General features: G+C 73.6%; 19 protein-coding genes. 5 read left to right on the forward strand and 14 right to left on the reverse strand.

Annotated features, from left to right (window positions below):
• Positions 1-667: 667 nt before the first annotated feature.
• Together AC07CM_RS19785 and AC07CM_RS19790 are read right to left on the reverse strand one after the other, a co-directional pair.
• Positions 668-4042 (reverse strand): pyruvate carboxylase, encoded by a 3375-nt coding sequence (locus AC07CM_RS19785; protein WP_478877690.1) that lies wholly within the window; start codon positions 4040-4042, stop codon positions 668-670.
• A gap of 76 nt (positions 4043-4118) precedes the next feature.
• Entirely contained in the window at positions 4119-4991 is an 873-nt protein-coding gene (locus AC07CM_RS19790) for a hypothetical protein (protein WP_478877691.1), read from the reverse strand.
• Between the two features lie 452 nt (positions 4992-5443).
• Here AC07CM_RS19790 and AC07CM_RS19795 point away from each other — a divergent pair, with 452 nt between their 5' ends.
• Complete coding sequence (locus AC07CM_RS19795) at positions 5444-6433, forward strand: aldo/keto reductase (protein WP_478877692.1); 990 nt, start codon at positions 5444-5446, stop codon at positions 6431-6433.
• A gap of 174 nt (positions 6434-6607) precedes the next feature.
• Positions 6608-6733, forward strand: a complete 126-nt coding sequence (locus AC07CM_RS19800) for a hypothetical protein (protein WP_478877693.1) — start codon at positions 6608-6610, stop codon at positions 6731-6733.
• Positions 6734-6800: 67 nt separating this feature from the next.
• Here the strand turns inward: AC07CM_RS19800 and AC07CM_RS19805 are convergent, their stop codons facing one another.
• The 3 genes from AC07CM_RS19805 to AC07CM_RS19815 are packed head-to-tail and all read right to left on the reverse strand — an operon-like array spanning position 6801 to position 8514.
• Positions 6801-7553, reverse strand: coding sequence for a metallophosphoesterase family protein (locus AC07CM_RS19805; RefSeq protein WP_478877694.1), 753 nt, complete (start codon positions 7551-7553; stop codon positions 6801-6803).
• Positions 7550-7834 (reverse strand): BON domain-containing protein, encoded by a 285-nt coding sequence (locus tag AC07CM_RS19810; RefSeq protein WP_478877695.1) that lies wholly within the window; start codon positions 7832-7834, stop codon positions 7550-7552. The genes AC07CM_RS19805 and AC07CM_RS19810 overlap by 4 nt, the downstream gene beginning before the upstream one ends.
• Positions 7831-8514, reverse strand: coding sequence for a nucleotidyltransferase family protein (locus AC07CM_RS19815; protein WP_478877696.1), 684 nt, complete (start codon positions 8512-8514; stop codon positions 7831-7833). The genes AC07CM_RS19810 and AC07CM_RS19815 overlap by 4 nt, the downstream gene beginning before the upstream one ends.
• A 218-nt stretch (positions 8515-8732) precedes the next feature.
• Here AC07CM_RS19815 and AC07CM_RS19820 point away from each other — a divergent pair, with 218 nt between their 5' ends.
• Entirely contained in the window at positions 8733-9917 is a 1185-nt protein-coding gene (locus tag AC07CM_RS19820) for a PP2C family protein-serine/threonine phosphatase (RefSeq protein ID WP_478877697.1), read from the forward strand.
• A 150-nt stretch (positions 9918-10067) separates the two neighbouring features.
• Positions 10068-11129 (forward strand): glycerophosphodiester phosphodiesterase family protein, encoded by a 1062-nt coding sequence (locus AC07CM_RS19825; RefSeq protein WP_478877698.1) that lies wholly within the window; start codon positions 10068-10070, stop codon positions 11127-11129.
• A 58-nt stretch (positions 11130-11187) separates the two neighbouring features.
• Here the strand turns inward: AC07CM_RS19825 and AC07CM_RS19830 are convergent, their stop codons facing one another.
• The 4 genes from AC07CM_RS19830 to AC07CM_RS19845 all read right to left on the reverse strand — a co-directional run bounded on the left by AC07CM_RS19830 (position 11188) and on the right by AC07CM_RS19845 (position 14039).
• The gene (locus AC07CM_RS19830) at positions 11188-11682 is read right to left on the reverse strand and encodes a hypothetical protein (protein ID WP_478877699.1); all 495 of its coding nucleotides are present in this window, start codon (positions 11680-11682) and stop codon (positions 11188-11190) included.
• Between the two features lie 368 nt (positions 11683-12050).
• Positions 12051-12866: an SAM-dependent methyltransferase gene (locus AC07CM_RS19835; protein ID WP_478877700.1), complete on the reverse strand. Its 816-nt coding sequence runs from the start codon at positions 12864-12866 to the stop codon at positions 12051-12053.
• Between the two features lie 58 nt (positions 12867-12924).
• Positions 12925-13137, reverse strand: a complete 213-nt coding sequence (locus tag AC07CM_RS19840; protein ID WP_478877795.1) for a DUF397 domain-containing protein — start codon at positions 13135-13137, stop codon at positions 12925-12927.
• A 26-nt stretch (positions 13138-13163) separates the two neighbouring features.
• Complete coding sequence (locus tag AC07CM_RS19845; RefSeq protein ID WP_478877701.1) at positions 13164-14039, reverse strand: helix-turn-helix domain-containing protein; 876 nt, start codon at positions 14037-14039, stop codon at positions 13164-13166.
• Between the two features lie 323 nt (positions 14040-14362).
• Here AC07CM_RS19845 and AC07CM_RS19850 point away from each other — a divergent pair, with 323 nt between their 5' ends.
• Positions 14363-15205: an ATP-binding protein gene (locus AC07CM_RS19850; protein WP_478877702.1), complete on the forward strand. Its 843-nt coding sequence runs from the start codon at positions 14363-14365 to the stop codon at positions 15203-15205.
• A 154-nt stretch (positions 15206-15359) separates the two neighbouring features.
• Here the strand turns inward: AC07CM_RS19850 and AC07CM_RS19855 are convergent, their stop codons facing one another.
• The 5 genes from AC07CM_RS19855 to AC07CM_RS19875 all read right to left on the reverse strand — a co-directional run bounded on the left by AC07CM_RS19855 (position 15360) and on the right by AC07CM_RS19875 (position 20682).
• Positions 15360-15665 carry an acylphosphatase gene (locus AC07CM_RS19855; RefSeq protein WP_478877703.1) on the reverse strand — a complete coding sequence of 102 codons (306 nt, stop codon included), beginning with the start codon at positions 15663-15665 and terminating at the stop codon, positions 15360-15362.
• Complete coding sequence (locus tag AC07CM_RS19860; RefSeq protein ID WP_478877704.1) at positions 15662-16630, reverse strand: acyl-CoA desaturase; 969 nt, start codon at positions 16628-16630, stop codon at positions 15662-15664. The genes AC07CM_RS19855 and AC07CM_RS19860 overlap by 4 nt, the downstream gene beginning before the upstream one ends.
• Positions 16627-17925, reverse strand: a complete 1299-nt coding sequence (locus AC07CM_RS19865) for a beta-ketoacyl-[acyl-carrier-protein] synthase family protein (protein ID WP_478877705.1) — start codon at positions 17923-17925, stop codon at positions 16627-16629. Before AC07CM_RS19865 ends, AC07CM_RS19860 begins: the two co-directional genes overlap by 4 nt.
• 281 nt (positions 17926-18206) lie before the next feature.
• The gene (locus AC07CM_RS19870) at positions 18207-18467 is read right to left on the reverse strand and encodes a hypothetical protein (protein WP_478877706.1); all 261 of its coding nucleotides are present in this window, start codon (positions 18465-18467) and stop codon (positions 18207-18209) included.
• A gap of 28 nt (positions 18468-18495) precedes the next feature.
• Entirely contained in the window at positions 18496-20682 is a 2187-nt protein-coding gene (locus AC07CM_RS19875) for a hypothetical protein (RefSeq protein ID WP_478877707.1), read from the reverse strand.
• Positions 20683-20903: the final 221 nt, after the last annotated feature.

The raw sequence follows: 20903 nt of genomic DNA on the forward strand, positions 1-20903 counted from the left end.
ACCCTCCCCCCCCCCTCCCCCCCCCCCCCCCCCCCCCCCCCACCCCCCCCCCCCCCCCCCCCCCCCCCCCCCCCCCCCCCCCCCCCCCCCCCCCCCCCCGGCTCCCTGTCGTGGGCCGCGCGGGCGACCCCGCCGCCCTGGCTCCCCGAGCCGGTGGCGGGCACACCGTCATCGTCGTGTGGCCCCACGCCGGCGCCCCGCGCGCCGCACGAGAGGTCACATGCCGGTGCGGACCCGGGCCACCGGGCTCGGCGCCATCGCCGACTTCGCCTTCCCCGGGCAGGGAGGCAGCGTGCTCCCCGCGCTGAACAGCAGCGGCGAGCTCGTCCCGGTGCGCCGCGCCGGCAGCCGCACGGTCGTCCTCGGGCCTGCGGACGGGCTGTCCGACCCGAGCCCGGTCGCCGTCCGCGGCCGGACGGCCCACGTGCCGAACGGCCCGTTCGTCACCCGCCCGGACCCGAACTTCCTACCCGCCCGGCTGCCGTACCTCCCCGGCCGACTCCGAGCAGGCACCGTCCGCGGCCGGACCGCCCACGTACCGAGCGGCCCGTTCGTCACCCGCCCGGACCCGAACCTCCTGCCCGCCCGGCTGCCGTACCTCCCCGGCCGACTCCGAGCAGGCACCGTCCGCCGCGGCCGGCCTCCCCGGCCGTGGCGGACGCCCGTCTCAGGCGATCTCGACCAGCAGGTCGCCGCCCTCCACCTGCTGGATGCGGTTGATGGCCAGCCGGGACACCCGGCCCGCCTTCGGCGCGGTGATCGTGGCCTCCATCTTCATCGCCTCGATGGTGGCCACGGTCGCGCCTGCCGCGACCTCGTCGCCCTCGGCGACCGCGAGCGTCACCACGCCGGCGAACGGCGCCGCCACATGGCCGGGGTTGCCGCGGTCCGCCTTCTCCGTCACCGGCACGTCGGAGGCCGCCGCCCGGTCACGGACCTGGATCGGCCGCAGCTGGCCGTTGAGCGAGGACATCACGGTGCGCATGCCGCGCTCGTCGGCCTCGCCGACCGCCTGCAGCTCGATCAGCAGCCGGACGCCGGGATCCAGGTCGACGGCGTACTCCTTGGCGGGACGCAGACCGTAGAAGAAGGCCTTGCTGTCCAGCACGCTGGTGTCGCCGAAACTCTGGCGGTGCGTGTCGAACTCGCGGGTGGGGCCCGGGAACAGCAGCCGGTTCAGGGTGACCCTGCGCTCCTTGGCGAGCCCGTCGCGGTCCTCGGCGGACAGCTCGGGAACGGGCTTGGGCTCACCGCGGCCCTGGAGGGCCTTGGTGCGGAAGGGCTCGGGCCAGCCGCCCGGCGGGGTGCCCAGTTCGCCGCGCAGGAACCCGATGACCGAGTCGGGGATGTCGAACCGGTCGGGGGTCGCCTCGAAGTCGGCCGGGGAGACCCCGGCGCCGACCAGGTGCAGGGCGAGGTCGCCGACCACCTTGGAGGACGGGGTGACCTTCACCAGATGGCCGAGGATGCGGTCGGCGGCGGCGTACATGGCCTCGATGTCCTCGAAGCGGTCGCCGAGGCCGAGGGCGACGGCCTGGGTGCGCAGGTTGGACAGTTGGCCGCCGGGGATCTCGTGGTGGTAGACGCGGCCGGTCGGGGAGGCGAGGCCCGCCTCGAAGGGGGCGTAGATCTTCCGGACGCCCTCCCAGTACGGCTCAAGGTCGCCGACGGCCTGCAGGTCGAGCCCGGTGGGGCGGTCGGAGTGGTCGGTGGCGGCGACGAGGGCCGACAGCGAGGGCTGCGAGGTCGTACCGGCCATCGAGGCCACCGCCCCGTCCACCGCGTCGGCGCCTGCCTGGATCGCGGCGAGGTACGTGGCGAGCTGGCCGCCGGCCGTGTCGTGCGTGTGCAGGTGCACGGGCAGGTCGAACTCGCGGCGCAGCGCGGAGACGAGCTTGGCGGCGGCCGGGGCGCGCAGCAGTCCGGCCATGTCCTTCACCGCGAGGACGTGGGCGCCGGCCTCGACGATCTGCTCGGCGAGCCGCAGGTAGTAGTCGAGGGTGTAGAGCCGCTCGCCGGGGTCGTTGAGATCGGCGGTGTAGCAGAGGGCGACCTCGGCGACCGCGGTGCCGGTCTCGCGCACGGCGTCGATCGCGGGCCGCATCTGGCCGACGTCGTTGAGGGCGTCGAAGATGCGGAAGATGTCGATGCCGGTGGCGGCGGCCTCCTGGACGAAGGCGTCGGTGACCTCCGTCGGGTACGGGGTGTAGCCGACGGTGTTGCGGCCGCGCAGCAGCATCTGCAGACAGAGGTTCGGTACGGCCTCGCGCAGCGCGGCCAGCCGCTCCCAGGGGTCCTCGGCGAGGAAGCGGAGGGCCACGTCGTACGTGGCGCCGCCCCAGCACTCCAGGGACAGCAGCTGCGGCAGGGTGCGGGCCACGACCGGGGCCACGGCGAGGAGGTCCTTGGTGCGGACCCGGGTGGCCAGCAGCGACTGGTGGGCGTCGCGGAAGGTGGTGTCGGTGACCCCGATGGTCGGCGACTCGCGCAGGTGGCGGGCGAAGCCCTCGGGACCGAGGTCGACCAGCCGCTGCCGGGAACCGGCCGGGGGCTCGCCCGCCGGCAGCGGCGGCAGCTTGGTCACCGGGTCGAGCAGGTCGGGCCGCTCGCCGTGCGGCTTGTTGACGGTGACGTCGGCGAGGTAGGTGAGCAGCTTGGTGCCGCGGTCGGCGGAGTGCCGGGCGGTGAGCAGGTGCGGGCGCTGCTCGATGAAGGAGGTGGTGACCCGGCCCGCCTGGAAGTCGGGGTCGTCCAGGACGGCCTGCAGGAAGGGGATGTTGGTGGCCACACCGCGGATGCGGAACTCGGCCACGGCACGCCGGGCGCGCCCGATGGCGGCCTTGAAGTCCCGGCCCCGGCAGGTGAGCTTGACCAGCATGGAGTCGAAGTGCGCGCTGATCTCCGTGCCGGCGTGAGTGGTGCCGCCGTCGAGGCGGATGCCGGAGCCGCCCGGCGAGCGGTAGGCGCTGATCCGGCCGGTGTCGGGGCGGAAGCCGTTGGCCGGGTCCTCGGTGGTGATACGGCACTGGAGGGCGGCGCCCCGCAGGGTGACCGTGTCCTGGGACAGCCCGAGGTCGGCGAGGGTCTCGCCGGAGGCGATGCGCATCTGGGCCTGGACCAGGTCGACGTCGGTGACCTCCTCGGTGACCGTGTGCTCGACCTGGATGCGCGGGTTCATCTCGATGAAGACGTGGTTGCCGTCGCGGTCGAGCAGGAACTCCACGGTGCCCGCGTTGCGGTAGCCGATCTCGCGGGCGAAGCGCACTGCGTCGCCGCAGATGCGGTCCCGCAGTTCCGGGTCGAGGTTGGGCGCGGGCGCCAGCTCGATCACCTTCTGGTGGCGCCGCTGGAGCGAGCAGTCACGCTCGAAGAGGTGAATGACGTTGCCCTCGCCGTCGGCGAGGATCTGCACCTCGATGTGGCGCGGCTCCACGACGGCCTTCTCCAGGAAGACGGTGGGGTCGCCGAAGGCCGACGCGGCCTCGCGCGAGGCGGCCTCGATGGACTCCCGCAGCTGGGCGGGATCCTCCACGCGGCGCATACCGCGCCCGCCGCCGCCCGCGACCGCCTTGACGAAGACGGGGAAGCCGATCTCCTCGGCGGCACGGACCAGTTCGTCGACGTCGGTGGAGGGCGCGGAGGAACCGAGCACGGGCACGCCCGCGGCCCGGGCCGCGGCCACCGCGCGGGCCTTGTTGCCGGTCAACTCCAGCGTCTGCGCGCTCGGTCCGACGAAGGTGATGCCCGCCTCCTCGCAGGCGCGGGCGAGTTCGGGGTTCTCGGACAGGAACCCGTAGCCGGGGTAGACGGCGTCGGCGCCCGCACGGCGTGCGGCGCCCACGATCTCCTGCACGGAGAGATAGGCGCGCACGGGGTGCCCCGGTTCCCCGATCTCGTACGCCTCGTCGGCCTTCAGCCGGTGCAGTGAGTTGCGGTCCTCGTGCGGGAACACGGCGACCGTGCGCGCACCGAGTTCGTAGCCCGCCCGGAACGCGCGAATCGCGATCTCTCCACGGTTGGCGACCAGCACCTTGCGGAACATTCTGGATTCCCTTCAGCTGCCTGGCGTCGACGAACACCATGGTGTCAGCCATGCCCTGCCGTACGTCGCGGCAACATTAGGGGGTGCCCGCACGAGTCGAAGTGCGAAAAGCGTCACATTGACGTGAGCCCGGGACGACTTCCGGGAGGTCCGGGGCAGGGTGGAGCACAGGGGCCGGAATGCAGCCGGTCTCCGTCGGCGCCGGTCCGGGCCGCCGCGCCGGCCGCGGGAACCGCAGGACGGCCCGCATCCGGTCCCGGCGGCCGTGCAGGAGCCCGAGGACGAGCGCGGCGCCGACCGCGATCAGGTGCTCGCGGCCGGCCAGGTTGGGGACCGCGATCGACTCCCACACCATCGAGCCGCCGGTCAGCGTGAACACCACGGGTGCGCGCCGGACGACCGCCAGATAGGTGAACAGGCCCACCACGGCCGCCGATGGTCCGGTGTCGAGCACCTTGCCGCACTCGGGTGGCAGTCCCAGTCCCCACCAGCCGGGGCCCAGCGCGATCATCAGGCGCGCGGTGAGCGTGCCGGCCAGGGTGGTGCCGTAGGCGAGGGTGAGGGTGCGGGTCCGGCCGAGGGTCAGTTCGGCGAGGGCGAAGGCCAGGAACAGCTGGGTGATGCCCGCCCACACCGGCAGATCGAGCGCCGGGACGTACAGCGACACCGGGGTGCGCAGCAGGGACAGCCAGAGCGGCAGGTCGGCCGTGACGCCGCCGAGCCGCCGCACCCACAGCGCTCCGGTCGGGTGCTGCGCGATGTCGTGGAAGAAGACGACGCCGAACGCGGCGACGAACGCCAGCACCAGCCCCGACAGCCCGCGCCGCGCGAGCCGTCGCACCGGGTCCACGACGACGGCGTGCCACTCAGCTCGTAACGTGCGTCCGGTGCACCGGACGGCGCGGGCGAGTACCGCGCGCAGCACGTCCCTACCGTCGCGGGCGCTCATGAGACACGGCAGCCCATGGTCCCTCGCTCCCCCGTCACGCGCATCGCCCCCTTCACCTCACCGCCGCGACTCCGGCTCAGCCGATCGGGCCGGCGCGGTCACTCCGGCGAACTCGCCGCGCGAACCTGCCCCGGGCCCGGCGTTCACAGTTCAGCGAGCCGCGGACGTGTGGTCAAGATCCACAGGGCCCGCGTCGCCGTGACAAGAAACTGGCGCACGGAAGGCAACCTGCGCGACTCGGTCGACGTCCCCGACCGGGGGCTCCGGCCGAACGCCCGAGTTGACTTCGAGTGCGCTCCAGGTCATAGCGTCGCAGACAGCCGGCGCGCGCAGGCCATGACGCCCGGCGTCCCCCACGGGATGCCGGGCGACGGAATCCGTCGCTAGATGGACAAGGGCCGTCGTGCAGTACGGAACGACCATCGAGTCTGCAGGAAAGGCTGGGACACCACATGCGAGAGCGCAGTCTGCGGGATCTGCGGGTATCGGCCATCGGCCTCGGCTGCATGGGCATGTCCGCCTTCTACGGCACGGCCGACCAGGACGAGGGCATCGCGACGATCCGGCGCGCCCTGGAGCTGGGCGTCACCTTCCTCGACACCGCACAGATGTACGGCCCGCTGACCAACGAGTCCCTGGTCGGCGAGGCGATCAGGGAGCACCGGGACGAGTACGTGATCGCCACGAAGTTCAACTACCGGATGGACGACGCGGTGCCGGGCGACATGAGCACGGTGGGGCGTCAGGACGGCTCGGCCGAGCATGTCCGCAGCTCGGTCGTCGGCTCGCTGGAGCGCCTGGGCACCGACCACATCGACCTGTACTACCAGCACCGGGTCGACCCCGCCGTGCCCATCGAGGAGACGGTGGGCGCCCTGGCGGAGCTGGTCGGCGAGGGCAAGGTGCGCCACATCGGGCTGAGCGAGGCGAGCGCGCAGACCATCCGGCGCGCCCACGCCGTCCACCCGGTCACCGCGGTGCAGAGCGAGTACTCGCTGTGGACGCGGGACGTGGAGGCCGAGGTGCTGCCCGCCTGCCGGGAGCTGGGCATCGGTTTCGTGCCGTACTCGCCGCTCGGCCGCGGCTTCCTGGCCGGCCGCTTCTCCTCTCCCGAGGAGCTGGACGAGAACGACTTCCGCCGCAACAGCCCCCGCTTCACCGACGCCAACCTCGAGGCGAACCTCCGGCTGGCGGCCAAGGTGAAGGAGATCGCCACGGAGAAGGACGTGACCCCGGCCCAGCTGGCGATCGCCTGGGTGCTGGCCCAGGGCGAGGACCTGGTCCCGATCCCGGGCACCAAGCGCCGCAGCTACCTGGAGCAGAACGCGGCCGCGGTCGACGTCGAGCTGACCAAGGAGGACCTCGCCCGCATCGACGCCGAACTGCCCGAGGCGGCGGGCGAGCGCTACGACGAGGCGGGGATGCGGACGGTGAACCGCTAAGTCCTGTCGTCGGACTCCCGTCGTCGCCCGGAGCGCGGCCCCGCGGCGCCCGGTGCGTGCTCTCGGCGTGCCGGGCGCTGACCCTCGTACTGGACCTGCGGGGCCGGGTGCTCGGCGGGTGGCAGCGTCGGCACGGCGTGGGGTCTCGGCGTCCCGCCGGCGCCGGGCCTGATCATGGAGTGGGCCGGTACCCGGGGCGCCCTGGTCGCCGGTCGGCTGCTGATCGCCGGCGCGGGCCTGCTCGGCCGGCGCCGCACGGTCCCGGCGCGGGTGACCCCGATCGCGAAGGACGCGACATGACCGGCCCGGAGGCCCTGGGCACGGCCGCCCGAGCGCGGGCGGCGGACCGGGGCGGGGCCGATCCGGTTCAGGCGAACGGCTGCGGCGCCCGCTCGGCCACGGGCAGGTGGTACACGTGGAAGGCCTGCCCGATCACCGGCTGGGCCACGTTGCGCACCCGGACCCCGCCGCTGGTCATGCCGTGCTCGGTGCCGGCGTGGGCGTGCCCGTGCACGGCGAGGTCGGCGCCGGCGGTGTCGATGGCCTCCGCGAGCAGGTAGCTGCCGAGGAACGGGTAGATCTCCGGCGGCTCGCCGGCCAGGGTGTCCGGCACCGGCGAGAAGTGGGTCAGGGCGATCCGCACGTCGCAGCCCCGGTGGTCCAGGTCCTTCAGGGCGCCGAGGAGGCCGTCGGCGCACCGGCGGCTGTAGCGGACGAACTCCTTCATCAGCGGCTCCCCGAACTCGCCCGCGCAGCGCCCGACGAAGCCGCCGCCGAAGCCCTTGGTCCCGGCCACCCCGATCCGCGCGCCGTCCTCGGAGTCGATGACGACGGCCTGCCCCTCGAGGACGTGCGCGCCGGCGTCGCGGAGGATCGCGGTGACCTCCTCGGGCCGCTCGTCGTGGTGGTCGTGATTGCCGAGCACGGCGACCACCGGGACCGGCAGGTCCTTGATCTCCCGGGCGACCACCTGCGCCTCCTCCGGGGTGCCGTGCCGGGTGAGGTCACCGGCGAGCAGCAGGACGTCGGCGCAGCCGGGCAGCGACTCGAAGGCGGGCCGGAGCGTGCCCTGGCTCTCCGGGGCCATGTGGATGTCTCCCACGGCCGCTACGCGGATCATGTGAGGTCCTCCCCGTGGTCGGGCGAGGAGGTCCCCGCGACGAGGATGTCGCAGTGCACCGGGTGCCCCGCCAGTTCTTCGCGGGCCATGCCGAGGATGTCGTCCCGGCACTGAGTGGACGGCACGGTGCCCGTCAGCAGGACGGAGTCGCCGTGCGTGACCAGTCGTACCCCCAGCTCGCCGAGATGGCCGGAGGCCAGGCGTTCGGCGAAGTGGGCGACGCGGTAGTCCAGGTTCTCGGCCGCGGGCGGGCCCGGCGGCCGTACGTCGTGGTCGGTCATGGTTGCCCCTCCCGGGGTTCGATCACGTTCAGCCGTTCGAGCAGGAAGAGGAAGGCCGCGGGCATGGGCGCGTCCCCGCAGACCGCCCTGACCTCGTCCCAGTCGACCTTCTCCCGTACGGCGCGGGCCACCGGGAGGACCGCGCCGAAGTCGCAGTAGTGCTCGGAGAAGGCGCTGATCAGGCTGTGGATCAGGTCGGTCGGGGACAGAACGGGCATCAGGACCGAGTCGACCGGGAGGCACTGTGCCCGGGCCAGCATGTCCTTGGTGACGGGCTGGTGCGCCAGCTGGAAGATGATGTCGATGTCCTGCCCGCGGCAGGTCGTCTTCAGCAGCCAGTCCTCCGGCGGGGTGCGCACGGCGAGGCCCGCCTCGCGCAGCGTGGCGGCGACCGCGTCGGCGTCCTCCGGCAGCACCGCGAAGTCGGCGTCGTGCTGGAGGTGGCGGCTGCCGCCGTGGGCGTAGACGGCCACACTGCCCGCCAGCGCGAAGGGGTGGCCCTTCCGCTTCAGAAGGGCACCGATCTGCTTGGCGGCCTCGAGGATCGCCTGGCTGCGGTCCTGTGGCAGGTTTCTGGCGTCCGGCAGCGGTGCCGGGCGCACCGGCGCGTCCGCGGCGAGGCGAAGTTCGGTGACCTCCGGCCGCCGGACGGGGGTGGACTCCTCCCCGTTGTGCGTCATGGCGTCTCCATTCGCGGCCCTGCGCCCCCGGCCGACCGGGACGGCCCCGGGGCCCTTCCGGGTACCCGACGGGCCGCCCGGTCACTCGTCGGGATCTCCGGCGTGCCGTGCTCCGCGTGTGCTGCGCTCCGCGTGTGCCGTGCTCTGCGTATGCCGTGCGGCGCGTGTGCCGTGCTCTGCGTATGCCGCGCGGCGCGTCCGGGAGCACTCTTGTAGGCATGAGGCTTCGGCTGAGGGGTGCCGGTCCGCGGCAGACGTGGCAGTCGTCCCATGCCCTGCTGCTGTTCCCCGTGCTGCTCATCGTGGTGATCACGGTGGTGGACATCCGCTCCCCGGAGAACATCCATCTGGGCCCGGCGCTGGTCATCGCTCCCGCACTCACGCCGTCGTTCGCCGGCCCCCTGACCACGGGTCTGGTGGGCACGCTGGCGGTGGCCGCACAGGCGCTGATCGGTGTCTACCACGGTGGCCTGGCCACGACGAACCACATCGTGCAGCTCGTCACGCTCGCCGTGCTCTCGGTGCTGGTCGTGGTGTACAGCGCGGTACGGGAGCGGCGCCAGGCCCAGCTGGCGCAGGTCCGCACGGTCGCCGAGGCCGCGCAGCACGTGCTGATGTGGCCGCTGCCCGAGTACATCGGTCCGCTGCGGATCGCCTCCCTGTATCTGGCCGCCGAGGACGAGGCGCAGATCGGCGGCGACCTGTACGCGGCGACCCGGTGCGAGGGGGCGGTGCGGGTGCTGATCGGCGACGTACGCGGCAAGGGCCTGCCGGCCATCGGGGAGGCGGCCCTGCTGCTCGGCGCGTTCCGTGAGAGCGCGCACCGGCACGTCGCCCTGGCCGACCTGGCCACGTCCCTCGACCAGAGCATCAGCCGCTACACGGCCGAGCTGGAGACGCCGGAGGAGGCGGGCGAGCGCTTCGCCACCGCTCTGCTGGTGGAGATCCCGGACCGGGATCCGGTCACCCGGATGACCAGTTGCGGCCATCCGCCACCGCTGCTGCTGAGCCCGGGGCACGCGGTCACGGTCCCGAGCCTGCACCCGTCGCCGCCTCTCGGGGTGCACGGGCTGCACGGGGCTCTGGAACACACGCTGGACGCGTTCTCCCTCGAGCCGGGCGACACGCTGCTCCTCTACACCGACGGTGTCGTCGAGGCCCGGGACGCGCGCGGTCGGTTCTATCCGCTGGTGGAGCGGGTGGCGCGCTGGACGGACGACAGTCCGGAGGCGCTGATGCACCATGTGCGGCGCGACCTGCTCGCCCACGTGGGCGGCCGGCTGGACGACGACGCCGCGCTCATCGCGCTGCACCGCACGGCCGTCGACGCCCGCCGCCACCACCACGGCCTGGGGGCCGGCGCCGAGAACCGCCGGTACGGCTCCGGAACCCCTACGGGGTGAGGCCCCGGAACAGCCGGCCGTCCCGGTAGGCCGACGGGACGTCCGGCCGCGCGTGTTCAACTCCCTTTGCGCCAATGTTCAGTCCCGCGGGTGGCCCGCTCGGGCCTGCCGTTGCGAGAATCTCGGACGCCCCGAGAACAGGGAGGTCCGATGTCCGTACGACACCTGCTCGCAGGCCTCGTCCTGGTGCCGGCGCTGGTGTTCCCGGCCACCGCGCAGGCGGCCGGAGGCGGCCCGCCGGAGACCCGTTTCGATCTCCAGGCCCACCGCGGCGGCCTCGGCATGACGACCGAGGAGTCGCTGGAGGGCTTCGGCAAGGCGATGCGGCTCGGGGTGTCCACGCTGGAACTGGACACCCACGTCACCAGGGACCTGAAGGTCGTCGTCAACCACGACCGGCAGATCAGCGGCGTCAAGTGCCGCGACACCGCGCCGGTCACCCCCGGCGACCCGATGTACCCGTATGTCGGCAAGTACATCAAGGACCTGACGCTCGCTCAGATCAAGACACTGGACTGCGGCTACCAGCAGTTGCCGGGGTTCCCGGAGCAGGAGGTCGTCAAGGGCTTCCGGATGGTCGAGCTGAAGGACGTCCTGAACCTGGTGAAGAGCTACCACGCGCACCGGGTCAAGCTGAACATCGAGACCAAGGTCGAGGCGGGCGCACCCGAACAGACCGCGCCGCGCGAGCTGTTCGTGCGCCGGGTGTACGAGGAGATCCACCGCTCGGGCATCGAGCGGCAGGTCACCATCCAGTCCTTCGACTGGGGCGCGCTGAAGGCGATGCACCGGCTGGCGCCGAAGTGGCCGCTGGTGGCGCTGACGAACTACGACTTCCTGCAGGTCGGTCAGCCGGGCGCGTCCCCGTGGCTCGGCGGGATCGACGCCGACGACTACGGCGGCGACTTCGTCAGGGCGGCCGCCACCGTCCCGGGCGTCACGACCCTCTCCCCCAACTACGGCTTCCCGCAGTCCGGGAAGGTGGGCGACCCCGGCTTCCGCTTCTACTCGGACGCGGCGATGGTCGCCGAGGCCCACGCCCGCGGCCTGAAGGTGGTCCCGTGGACCTGTGACGACCCGGCGACTCTCCGGGCGCTGATGGACTTCGGCGTCGACGGGATCATCACCGACTACCCCGACCGCGTGCGGCAGATCATGGCCGAGCGCGGGATGCCGCTCCCGCGCCCGTACCAGCCGCATCACGGGCCCTGACCACCGCGCGGCCCCGCCCCGGGTGGGGCGGGGCGGGACCGCGTGCCCCGTCCCGCCGTCAGCGCACCGGCTTCAGGTCGGTGATCTTCAGGGTCTTCAGGTCGGACTGGACGTCGATCCGGGTGACCTCGGCTGCGGCGCCGTCGCTCCAGGTGAGCGTGACCCTGCTGGTGGCGTGGCCCGCACCGGAGCCGGTGTAGACGACCTTCCACTTCACCGGCACGTTCTGCGCGAACAGGATGCCGTCGGCGTGGTTCTTCTTCTCGTAGGCGGCGACCTTCTTCTGGGCGGCGCCGGACAGGTAGAAGGCGCGCAGCGCCTTGGCGTTGGCGGCGGCCGACGCGTCCTCGTTGGCCCAGACGGAGTCGATGTAGGCGCCGTAGAAGTCGGCCACGTGCTGGGTGACGTTACGCGGGTCGCCCTGGGCGGAGGACACGGCGGCGGCCCGGGTCGTGTGCTTCGAGCCGGCGAGGGCGGGCGTGACGGCGGCCAGGGTGAGGCCGGCGGTGAGGGCGACGGCGGTCAGGAGGGTCTTGCGCTTGCGGACGGTCATGTTTCTCATTCCCCCGGTTTCTTCGTGACCGGGCTCATCCCGGCCGTCGACGGACCTTAAGACCGCAATTCCCTGCGCCCGGTTCCGCTTCCCTCCACCTTCTTTCCCCGCGATTCCCGGCAGCCGGCACGACAGTAAAGGTTGTGCCGAATTCCGGTCCTTTTCCCGGCCTTTTCGGCCACGTCGGATCAGGCGGTCGGCGGGTTCCGCTCGTGCACCAGCCGGGCCAGGTGGCCGAGGGCCGTCCGGGTGCCGGCTTCGCTGTCCTCGCGTGGGACGCCGCTGACGGCCGGGGTGCCGTCCGTCCCCTCGTACGGCAGTGCGGGGCCGGGGTCCGGGAGGTGGGTCGGACCCCGGCGCCGGGCCTGTCACGGCTTGCGGGCGACCGCGCCGTACATCGCGATGTCCTCGTCGCGTATGTCCTTCTCGCCGGTGCCGTCGGGATGCCACTTGTGCACCTGGACGATGCCGGGTTCGGCCAGTTCCAGGCCCTCGAAGAACTCGTGGGCCTCGTCGATGGTGCGCAGCCGCATCGGCATGTTGCGGGCCGCGTACTCGCGGGCGACCCGGCCCACCTCCACGGGCGCGAACTCGGCGGTGCCGATGGACATCGCCAGATGACTGCCGGAGGGCAGCGGCTCCAGCAGCCGGCGTACGACACCGACCGCGTCGTCCTCGTCCAGCATGAAGTGGACGATCGCGATGACGGTGAGCGCGACCGGCTCGTCCAGGTCAAGGGTCTCGCGCAGCTCGGGGGCGTCGAGGATGGCCGCCGGGTCGCGGAAGTCGGCCTCGATGTACGAGGTCCGGCCCTCGGGCGAGCTGGCCAGCAGGCCCTGGGAGAGGGTGAGGACGATCGGGTCGTTGTCGACGTAGACGACCCGGGACTCGGGAGCCACCGCCTGCGCGATCTCGTGCAGGTTGGGCGAGGTCGGGATACCGGTGCCGATGTCCAGGAACTGGCGCATGCCCGCCTCCTCGGCGAGCCGGCGTACGGCGCGGTTCATGAAGTCGCGGTTGGCGCGCATGTGGACCGGGAGGGCGGGCCACTCCCGTGACATGGCGACGCCCGCCTCCTTGTCGGCGGGGTAGTAGTCCTTACCGCCGAGGATGTAGTCGTAGATGCGGGCGGAGTGGGCGTTCTGGGTGTCGATGCGGTCGGCCGGCCATCCGTTGTCGGGCAACGCCGTGTCTCCCATCGGGTCGGGGGGGTGGGGTAACACTCGGCGAAGGCAGGGCGGTTCACAGCAGGAAGTCCGCGTCGCCCTCCTTCACACCCGTCAGGAAGCTCGCCGTCTCGTGCGACGTGAACACCAGCGCCGGCCCGTCGGGGTCGGTGGACTGGCGCACGGCCACGCGCCCGTCGGCGAGCTTCTTCACTTCCACGCAGGCGCCGCCGGCGTCGTCGCTCCACGGCTTGCTCCAGGCGCGGGCGCCCAGTTGCCGGGCCGGCATGCCGTTGCGTATCGGAGGGTGCACGCTCACAGCTCCTTGCGGATCGTGCCGAGCAGGGTCTCGGTCTTCCTGGCGGGCGCCGCCTGGGCGCCCACCCGGTCCAGGGCCTCGCGGTAGACCACGACGTCGTGGTCCTTGTCCAGGTAGACGGCGCCGACCAGGCCGTTGAGGTAGACGATGTCGGGCAGTTCAGGGGCCCGGAACCGGAAGAGGTGGAACGCGCCGGCCCGCATCGCCGGATGCGGGCCGTTGGCGAACGGCATGAGCTGCAGGGTCACATGAGGCAGCCGGTTGAGCTCGATGAGATGGTCGAGCTGGGCGCGCATCACGCCCGCCCCGCCGACCGGCCGGCGCAGCACGGTCTCGTCCATGACGACCCACACCCGCGGCGGGCCCTGCCGGGCCAGCAGTTCCTGGCGGCGCATGCGCAGCGCGACCCGGCGTTCGGTCGCCTCGGCCGGGGCGTGCGGATTGCCCGCGCTCAGCAGGGCGCGCGCATACTCGTCGGTCTGCAGCAGGCCGTGCACGAACTGGCTCTCGTACGCGCGGATCTGCAGCGCCGCCTGCTCCAGACTGAGGTAGGCGGCGAACCAGTCGGGCATGACGTCGCGATAGGTGTGCCACCAGCCGCGCTTGTTGGCCTCGCGCACCGACTGCAGGAAGGTGTCGATCTCCTGCTGGTCGGTCACACCGTAGACCCGGAGGAGCTTCTCGGCGTCCGCGAGGCGCAGCCGGGCGACCTTGGCGGCCTCCATGCGGCGGACGGTGGAGTGGCTGACGCCGATGGCCGCGCCGGCCTGCTCGTAGCTGAGGCCCGCTCGGGTCCGCAGCTCCTCCAGCTGCCTGCCGAGGATCATGCGCAGGACGGAGGGGGCCCCGCCCCAGTCGGTCTCCGCGGTCACACACCCCACCCCCTCGCGCAGGTTTCAGGGCCACCGTCTCACGCGCTCTTCTCAGCAAACCCTTCGATCACTTCTTGACGGAAGCAGCATGCACTCGGCCACTTGCAATTTTCAACTTGCCTGTTGCAAGCGGTTGTTGGCCGGTGTCACAGTGGACTCGCTGCTCCGGCCGACCCAAGGAGCGGGCGGCGCAGCCCAGTCGGGGGAGACCGGACTGCCACTGCGGCCTCGTGGGAGGCGGTGTGTCGTCCGTCCCCCGAGCGGCCGGCCCTCCGACACCGGCAACCCCCCACGACGAGAGGCCGGACGAAAGGCGTACGGCGATGGCTCCGCCCTCCTTCCCCCGCCCCCTGCGCAGACTGCCCGAGGACCGGGTACCGGGCCGGCCGGCGGTGGCCCCGTCGCCGCTGCGGCTGCCCCCGGCCGGTCTTCCGGCCCACGCCCCGGACGCCCGGGAGCCCGCGCACCTCGCGGCGGCGGACCGCATCCCGAGACCACCCGGCGGCGAGCACCCGGGTCGACTCCCTGGGCCCGAAGGCCCCGACCCGCTCGCCTCCGGGGCCGCGCTTCCCGGACCCGCGGCCGCCTTCGAGCTGCCCGCCCTGCCCCCGGCGGTCGGCACGGCCCGCCGGGTGCTGCGCGATCTGCTGACCGTCTGGGGTGTCGCGGAGGGCACCCGGGACGACGCGGTCCTCGTACTCTCGGAGCTGGTCACCAACGCGCTGGTGCACACGGACGGCGAACGGATCGTGTGCCGGGCGCACAGCGCGGCGGACCGCCTGCGCCTGGAGGTCGAGGACCAGAACCGGGGCTCCGCCCACCCCCTCCCCCGTCGTCCGGGACCGGACGAGCAGAACGGACGCGGGCTCTTCCTGGTCGAGGCGCTGAGCAATGACTGGGGCGTGTCGGTCGCCCCCGACCGACCCGCGCGCATGGTCTGGGCGGACCTGCCGACGGCACCCCACACCCCCGACCCCGTCGGCCCCCGGCCGACGGCACCCCGCACCCCGGACCAGGTCGGCCCCACACCGACCGCGTCCCTCCCCCGGACCATCCCCCACTCGTCCGAAGGAACCACAGCCCATGCACCAGCCGACCGCCCCCCTCCCCGGCCTGCCCGCCGACCCGTCCTGGACCCGGACCCGCCCGAAGCCCGGTCCGGGTGACCCCACCGACGTGCCTCACCCGCACGGAGGTTGACGGAGCATCAGGCCGCCGCTGAGCGGCGTGCCCACGGCTGTCGTGGCGCGGCGGCCGTGTGCACGCTCCACGAGGTCGGGCGGACGCGTCCCTGACGAAGGACCGCCAAGCCCCGCCGGACTACTCGACGCCGGGTTCGTCGCCCGGCGCCGCGTCGGGCAGTACGCGGAAGCCGGGCAGGCCCTCGGGCTCCTCGGCGACGCTCTCGCAGTGGGTCACCCGCGCCGCCGGCGGGCCGTCGGCCGCCCAGCGCACCATGTGGTCGACATCGTCGGGGGCTCCTTCGAACACGGCCTCCACGTCCCCGTCGCGGAGATTGCGCACCCACCCCGCGACTCCCCGTTCCTGGGCGTGCCGACGGCAGGTGTCGCGATAGAACACGCCCTGTACGCGGCCACCGACGCGCACGTGCTGCCGGACGGTCATCCCTGTGCCCCCCTGTGCTCGTTTCGTTCGTCCTCGGGTGTCTCCCCGCGGCGCGCGGTGATCCGGCACCGGTCGGGCCAGCGCACGTCGTAGACCCAGCCCAGGCGCTCGAACCAGCGGATCAGCCGGGCGCTGGCGTCGAGCTGGCCGGTCAGCACACCGTGCCGGGCGCTGGTGGGGTCGGCGTGGTGGAGATTGTGCCAGGACTCGCCGAGCGACAGCGGGGCCAGCCACCACACGTTTCCGGAGCGGTCCCGGCTGCGGAAGGGCCGGGAACCGGTCGCGTGGCAGATCGAGTTGATGGACCAGGTGACATGGTGGACGAGGCAGATCCGCACCAGGCCGGCCCAGAAGAACGCGGTGAGCGCCCCCTGCCAGGACCGGGTGAGCGCACCGCCGAGCAGCGCCGGCAGGGCGAGGGAGGCGAGGACCAGGACGCCGAAGCGCCTGGAGATCAGCATCAGCGTGCGGTCGCGCACCAGGTCGGGTGCGTACCGGCGGGGCGAGGCGTGCTCGGTCTCGAAGAGCCAGCCGAGGTGGGCGTAGAGCATGCCCTTGGCCAGGGCGCGGGCGGAGCGGCCGTACCGCCACGGCGAGTGCGGGTCCCCGTCGCGGTCGGAGTAGCGGTGGTGCTTGCGGTGGTCGGCCACCCAGGTGAGCAGCGGGCCCTGCACGGCGAGGCTGCCGGACAGCGCGAGGGCGATCCTGAGCGGGCGTCTGGCCTTGAAGGAGCCGTGCGTGAAGTGCCGGTGGAAGCCGACGGTGATACCGAGCCCGCTGACCAGGTAGAAGGCGACGGCGAGCGCGAGGTCCGTGGGGCTCAGGCCGTGCCGCCAGGCGAGGGGCACGGCGGCGACGAGCGCCAGGAACGGTACGGCGACGAACACGCCGACCATGAGCTGCTCGGCGTCGGGCCAGGACCGTGGTCTGCCGGCCAGCGGGGTTGGTTCGGAGAACTCCGTCAAGAGGGAGACCTTTCGACTGGGGGCGCTGCCCGGGGCGGGTCCTGGTCGACGGCGGTGAAGGCGAGTACGGCGTTCTGGCCGCCGAACCCGAACGAGCTGCTGACTGCGGCTCGTATCCGGTGCGGGCGGGGCACCTTGGCGACGACGTCCAGATCCATGGCCGGGTCGACGGTGTCCAGGTTGGCGGTGGGTGGGATCAGCTGGTGGCGGAGGGTGAGCACGGTGCAGGCCGCCTCGATGGCGCCGGCGCCGCCGATGGCGTGCCCGATGGTGCCCTTGACGGCCGTGACGGGCGGGGGCCGGCGGAAGACCTGGTGCATCGCGTTGTGTTCGGCTGCGTCGCCCTGCGGGGTGGAGGTGCCGTGCGCGTTGACGTGGTCGATGTCCTCGGGTGCCAGATCGGCGTCGGCGAGGGCGCCGCGGAGGGCGCGGGCGGCGCCGTCGCCGGCCGGGTGCGGGGCGGTGAAGTGATGGGCGTCGCAGGAGGCGCCGAAGCCGGAGAGCAGGGCGGCGGGCCGGGCGCCGCGGGCCCGGGCGTCCTGCACGCGTTCCAGGACGAGAACGGCGGCGCCCTCGCCGAGGACGAAGCCGTCGCGGTCGCGGTCGAACGGTCGGGAGGCCGCGTGGGGGGCGTCGGCACGCCGGGAGAGGGCGCGCATCTGGGCGAAGCAGGCGGCGGTCATCCGCAGCCGGGCCGACTCGCTGCCCCCGGCGAGCACGAGATCGCAGGCGCCGGACAGCAGCAGGTCCCGGGCCAGCCCGAGCGCGCTGGTGCCGGAGGCGCAGGCGGTGCTGACGACCATGTTGGGGCCCTGCGCGCCGAGGTCCAGGGCGATCTCGGCGGCGGCCATGTTGGGCACGCTGCGCGGCAGCGCCAGGGGTGAGACCCGGTCCGGCGCGTCGGCGGCGAGCCGGTCGAACTCGGCCTGCCAGCCCTGCATGGAGCCGGTGCCGACGCCCATCACCACGCCGACGCGGGCCCCGTCCCAGCCACCGGGCACGAGCCGGGCGTCGGCCACGGCCTCCCGGGCGGCGATCAGCGCGAAGGTGGTGAAGCGGTCCAGGCGACGGCTGAGCCGGTGCCCGAGCAGCCCCGCCGCGTCGAGCGCGGGCACCTGGCAGGAGAAGGCCACGGGCAGCCCGTGCAGGCCCGGGTCGGCGGCCGCGGTGGACTGCCCGGCGCACAGGCCCGTCCACGCCGCGTCCCGGCCGACACCGGCCGGTGTGACCAGTCCCAGTCCGGTGACGGCCACCGGGGCGCGCCGCCCCCGGACGCGTGCTTTCACGAGCTGCATGAGCGGTGATTATCCGGGCCGGAAGCGGCGGTTTCGGGCTGCGACAACTCGTTCGGCCCAGGACGGTGTCCGCTTCCACCCGGATGCGCGAACGGCGTCCCCGAAGGGGCGGCCGTCGGCTGTGGGGACGGGTCCGTCCGGAAGTGCGTCCTGCCCCGCTCCCGCGCCTTCCACTCCCCCCGCCCCGACGTGCGCACGCCGGGTCTCCGCGGGAAGCCGCGCCTCGGCCCGCGTCCGTGCGCCGAACCTGCGCCGCCACGGGCCCGAGGGCGGCCGGCACCTCACCCCGCGGCGCGGGCGTGTGCGAGCAACGCCTCGGCCGCGGTGCGCAGTTGCGTCGCCGCCGTGCCGCACGCGGTCGCCTGCCGTTCCAGCCTGGGGCGGATCCCCGCGGGTGCCTGTGCGCAACCGGTCAGGGCCGACGCGGTGGCCAGCAGCCGCCGGGCGTAGCCGTCCAGCAGCTCGGCGTCGGCACGCAACCTGACCGCCTGGTCCAGGAGTTCGTCGACCGGAGGCGTCGTGCGGGTGGTCTCGGTGACCATGGCGGCTCCCTGCGGGTGTGCGTGCGGTTCAGCGCGACAGGACCGCGCCCGCGCTGCGGTGGACCAGGAACTGCGGGCAGGACAGCACGAACAGCGGCCGTACCGTGTCGACGCGGAGCCGGCGCAGTTGCCCTGCCATGGGTTCGGCGGCGGCCGTGTCCAGGCGCAGCCGCACCCCTGTTCCGCTGTGCAGCCGCGGCCGGCCGTGGGCCCGCACCAGGGTGCGTACGGTGCTCTCGCCGCGCCGGCCGTAGAGGACCCAGTCCGCCTCGGGGCAGCGGACGCCCGGGCCGAGGCGGCCCTCCACGGCGAGCCCGAGTTCCGGTGCGCCGACCCGGAGACGACGGCCCATCAGTTCGATGTCGGCGGCGGTGCGAACCGCCGGCTGGCCCCAGATCTCCTGGGCGGCGACGCGGGCCTCCTCGCTGCTCACCGCGAGGGAGAGCACATGGCGGCCGGTGCGGCGCAGGTCGGCGCGGCGCAGCAGGTCGGCGGCGAGGTCGTAGGGGCGAGGCCGCCACAGGTCGCCCACCAGCACCGACAGGGCGATCTCGGTGTAGGGGCCGATCGTGGAGCAGCGGTGCTCGTACAGGGACAGCATCGCCAGCGCCCGCCGGCCCAGCCGGCTCGGGAGCATCCAGGTGCCGTCGGGCAGCAGGCCGCGCGCCGCCCCGGCGTCGACGGGGAAGCACAGGTGGGCGGCGGAGGAGTCGTGGTAGCGCACCGGGACGTCGACGGGTCCGGTCGTGGTGGGGACGGAGGTGGTGGGCAGGGTGAGGAAGGGGTGGCCCTCGGGCGGATGGGCGCGGTCCCTGAGCCGGTAGGCCTGGGTGCGCACGACGGGGCCGCGGTAGGGCAGGAGGGCCTCCTCGATGTCCTCGCGGGCCTCGGGGACGACGGTCCGCAGGTGCTCGGTGTACTCGCGGATCGAGTGGCACAGCGGGAACTCGCGGGTGGGCCCGGTGCAGTCGACCTCGTACCCGTTCGGGTGCGGGTCGTGGGCGGCGGGTGCCGTTCCCCGGCCGTCGAGGACCGTCGCCATGTCGTGCTGGTTGGTGACGCGGACGATCCGGGTGCGCGGGTCGGCGGGCTTCCTGTCGCCGGCCGGGGAGCCGACGGTGATCACGTGCGTGACCCGGTGGGCGCGGCAGAACTCCTCGTCCCGGGCGAGGTTCAGCAGCGCGATCCCGCCCTCGCCGTGCCCGATCAGGGCGAGGTCGGCGCCGCGCGGGATGCCGTGCTCCTTCAGTGCCTGGCGGATCGAGCGGGTGTGGGGCGAGTCGGCCCGGAAGAGGGTGCGCCAGGCGTCGGCGAAGTCCCGCGCGGAGTCGTTGCGGGGGCGGCCGGGTGCGGTGCCGGGGGCCTGCACGACGTACCGGACGACACCGTCCGGGCCGCGCACGTTCTGCACCAGGACCCGCCCGTCGGTGGACAGCAGCTCGATGTTGCGCAGGAAGCCGAGGAAGGAGCCCTCGGTGGCGACGATCTGCTTCTCCTGGTCGGTGAGGTCGGCGGCCTCGGCGGCGCCCTCGTACCGGTCGCGGCCGGCGAGCCGGGAGGCGCCGGGGTGATCGACGGGGTCGGCGGAGAGAGCGGGGACCGCGGCCGGCGACCGGCCGCTCCGGTCGTCCCCGGGCTCCTCGGCCAGCAGGTCGCGGACGGCGAGGAGTTCGGGCATCAGGGGCGCGAGCCCGGACAGGGCGCGCTGGGCTCCCCGGTCCCCGAACAGGGCACGCAGGGCCCGTACGGCCGCCACGTCGCTGCCGGCGGTGACGGCGCCCCTCAGCCGGCGGATGCCCGGGTCGCGTGCGAACTCGGGGTGGTCGACCAGCACGGCGGCCGTCCGCAGACGCAGCGCGGTGACGGCGACCCGCGCGGCCAGGCTCTCCCGGCCCAGCGGCCCACCGGCCGCGACGAGCAGCTGGCCGACGCCCCGCGGTGCCGTGCTCGCCGGGCCGCCGAGGCCCTGCCTGTTCGTCAGGGCCCGCAGCAGTGCCCACCGCGCGGCGAGTCCGGTGCGCGGCCGGCGGTGTGCGGACGCGGTCAGGGACGGTGCGAACAGCGCTGTGCCGGTGCGCGCGGACACCTCGCGGAGGCCCTCGGCGACGTCCAGCACGTCCCGTGCGCACCGGCGCAGCAGTTCCTCGGTCTCCCCTTCGTCCCGCACGGGTTCGTCCCGCACGGGCCGTCCGGGTGCGTGGCCGTCCGCTCGCATCCGACGCTCCCTGGGCTCGACGACGTAGGACGCTGTGCGACCGCGTCCCGGGGGACGCGGTCTCGCTCCCATCGTCGGCCAGGGGCACCCGGCCCGCACCTTCGTCGGCCCGGGCAGCGCGGGTACGCCGGTCCCGCTCCGGCAGGAGCGCCCGGGTGGTCCGGCATATGGCACTCGCACAATCGCCGCCCACGGCCGCCTTTCCGGGCCGGATCCTCGCG

Source organism: Streptomyces sp. NPDC044061, assembly GCF_056434305.1.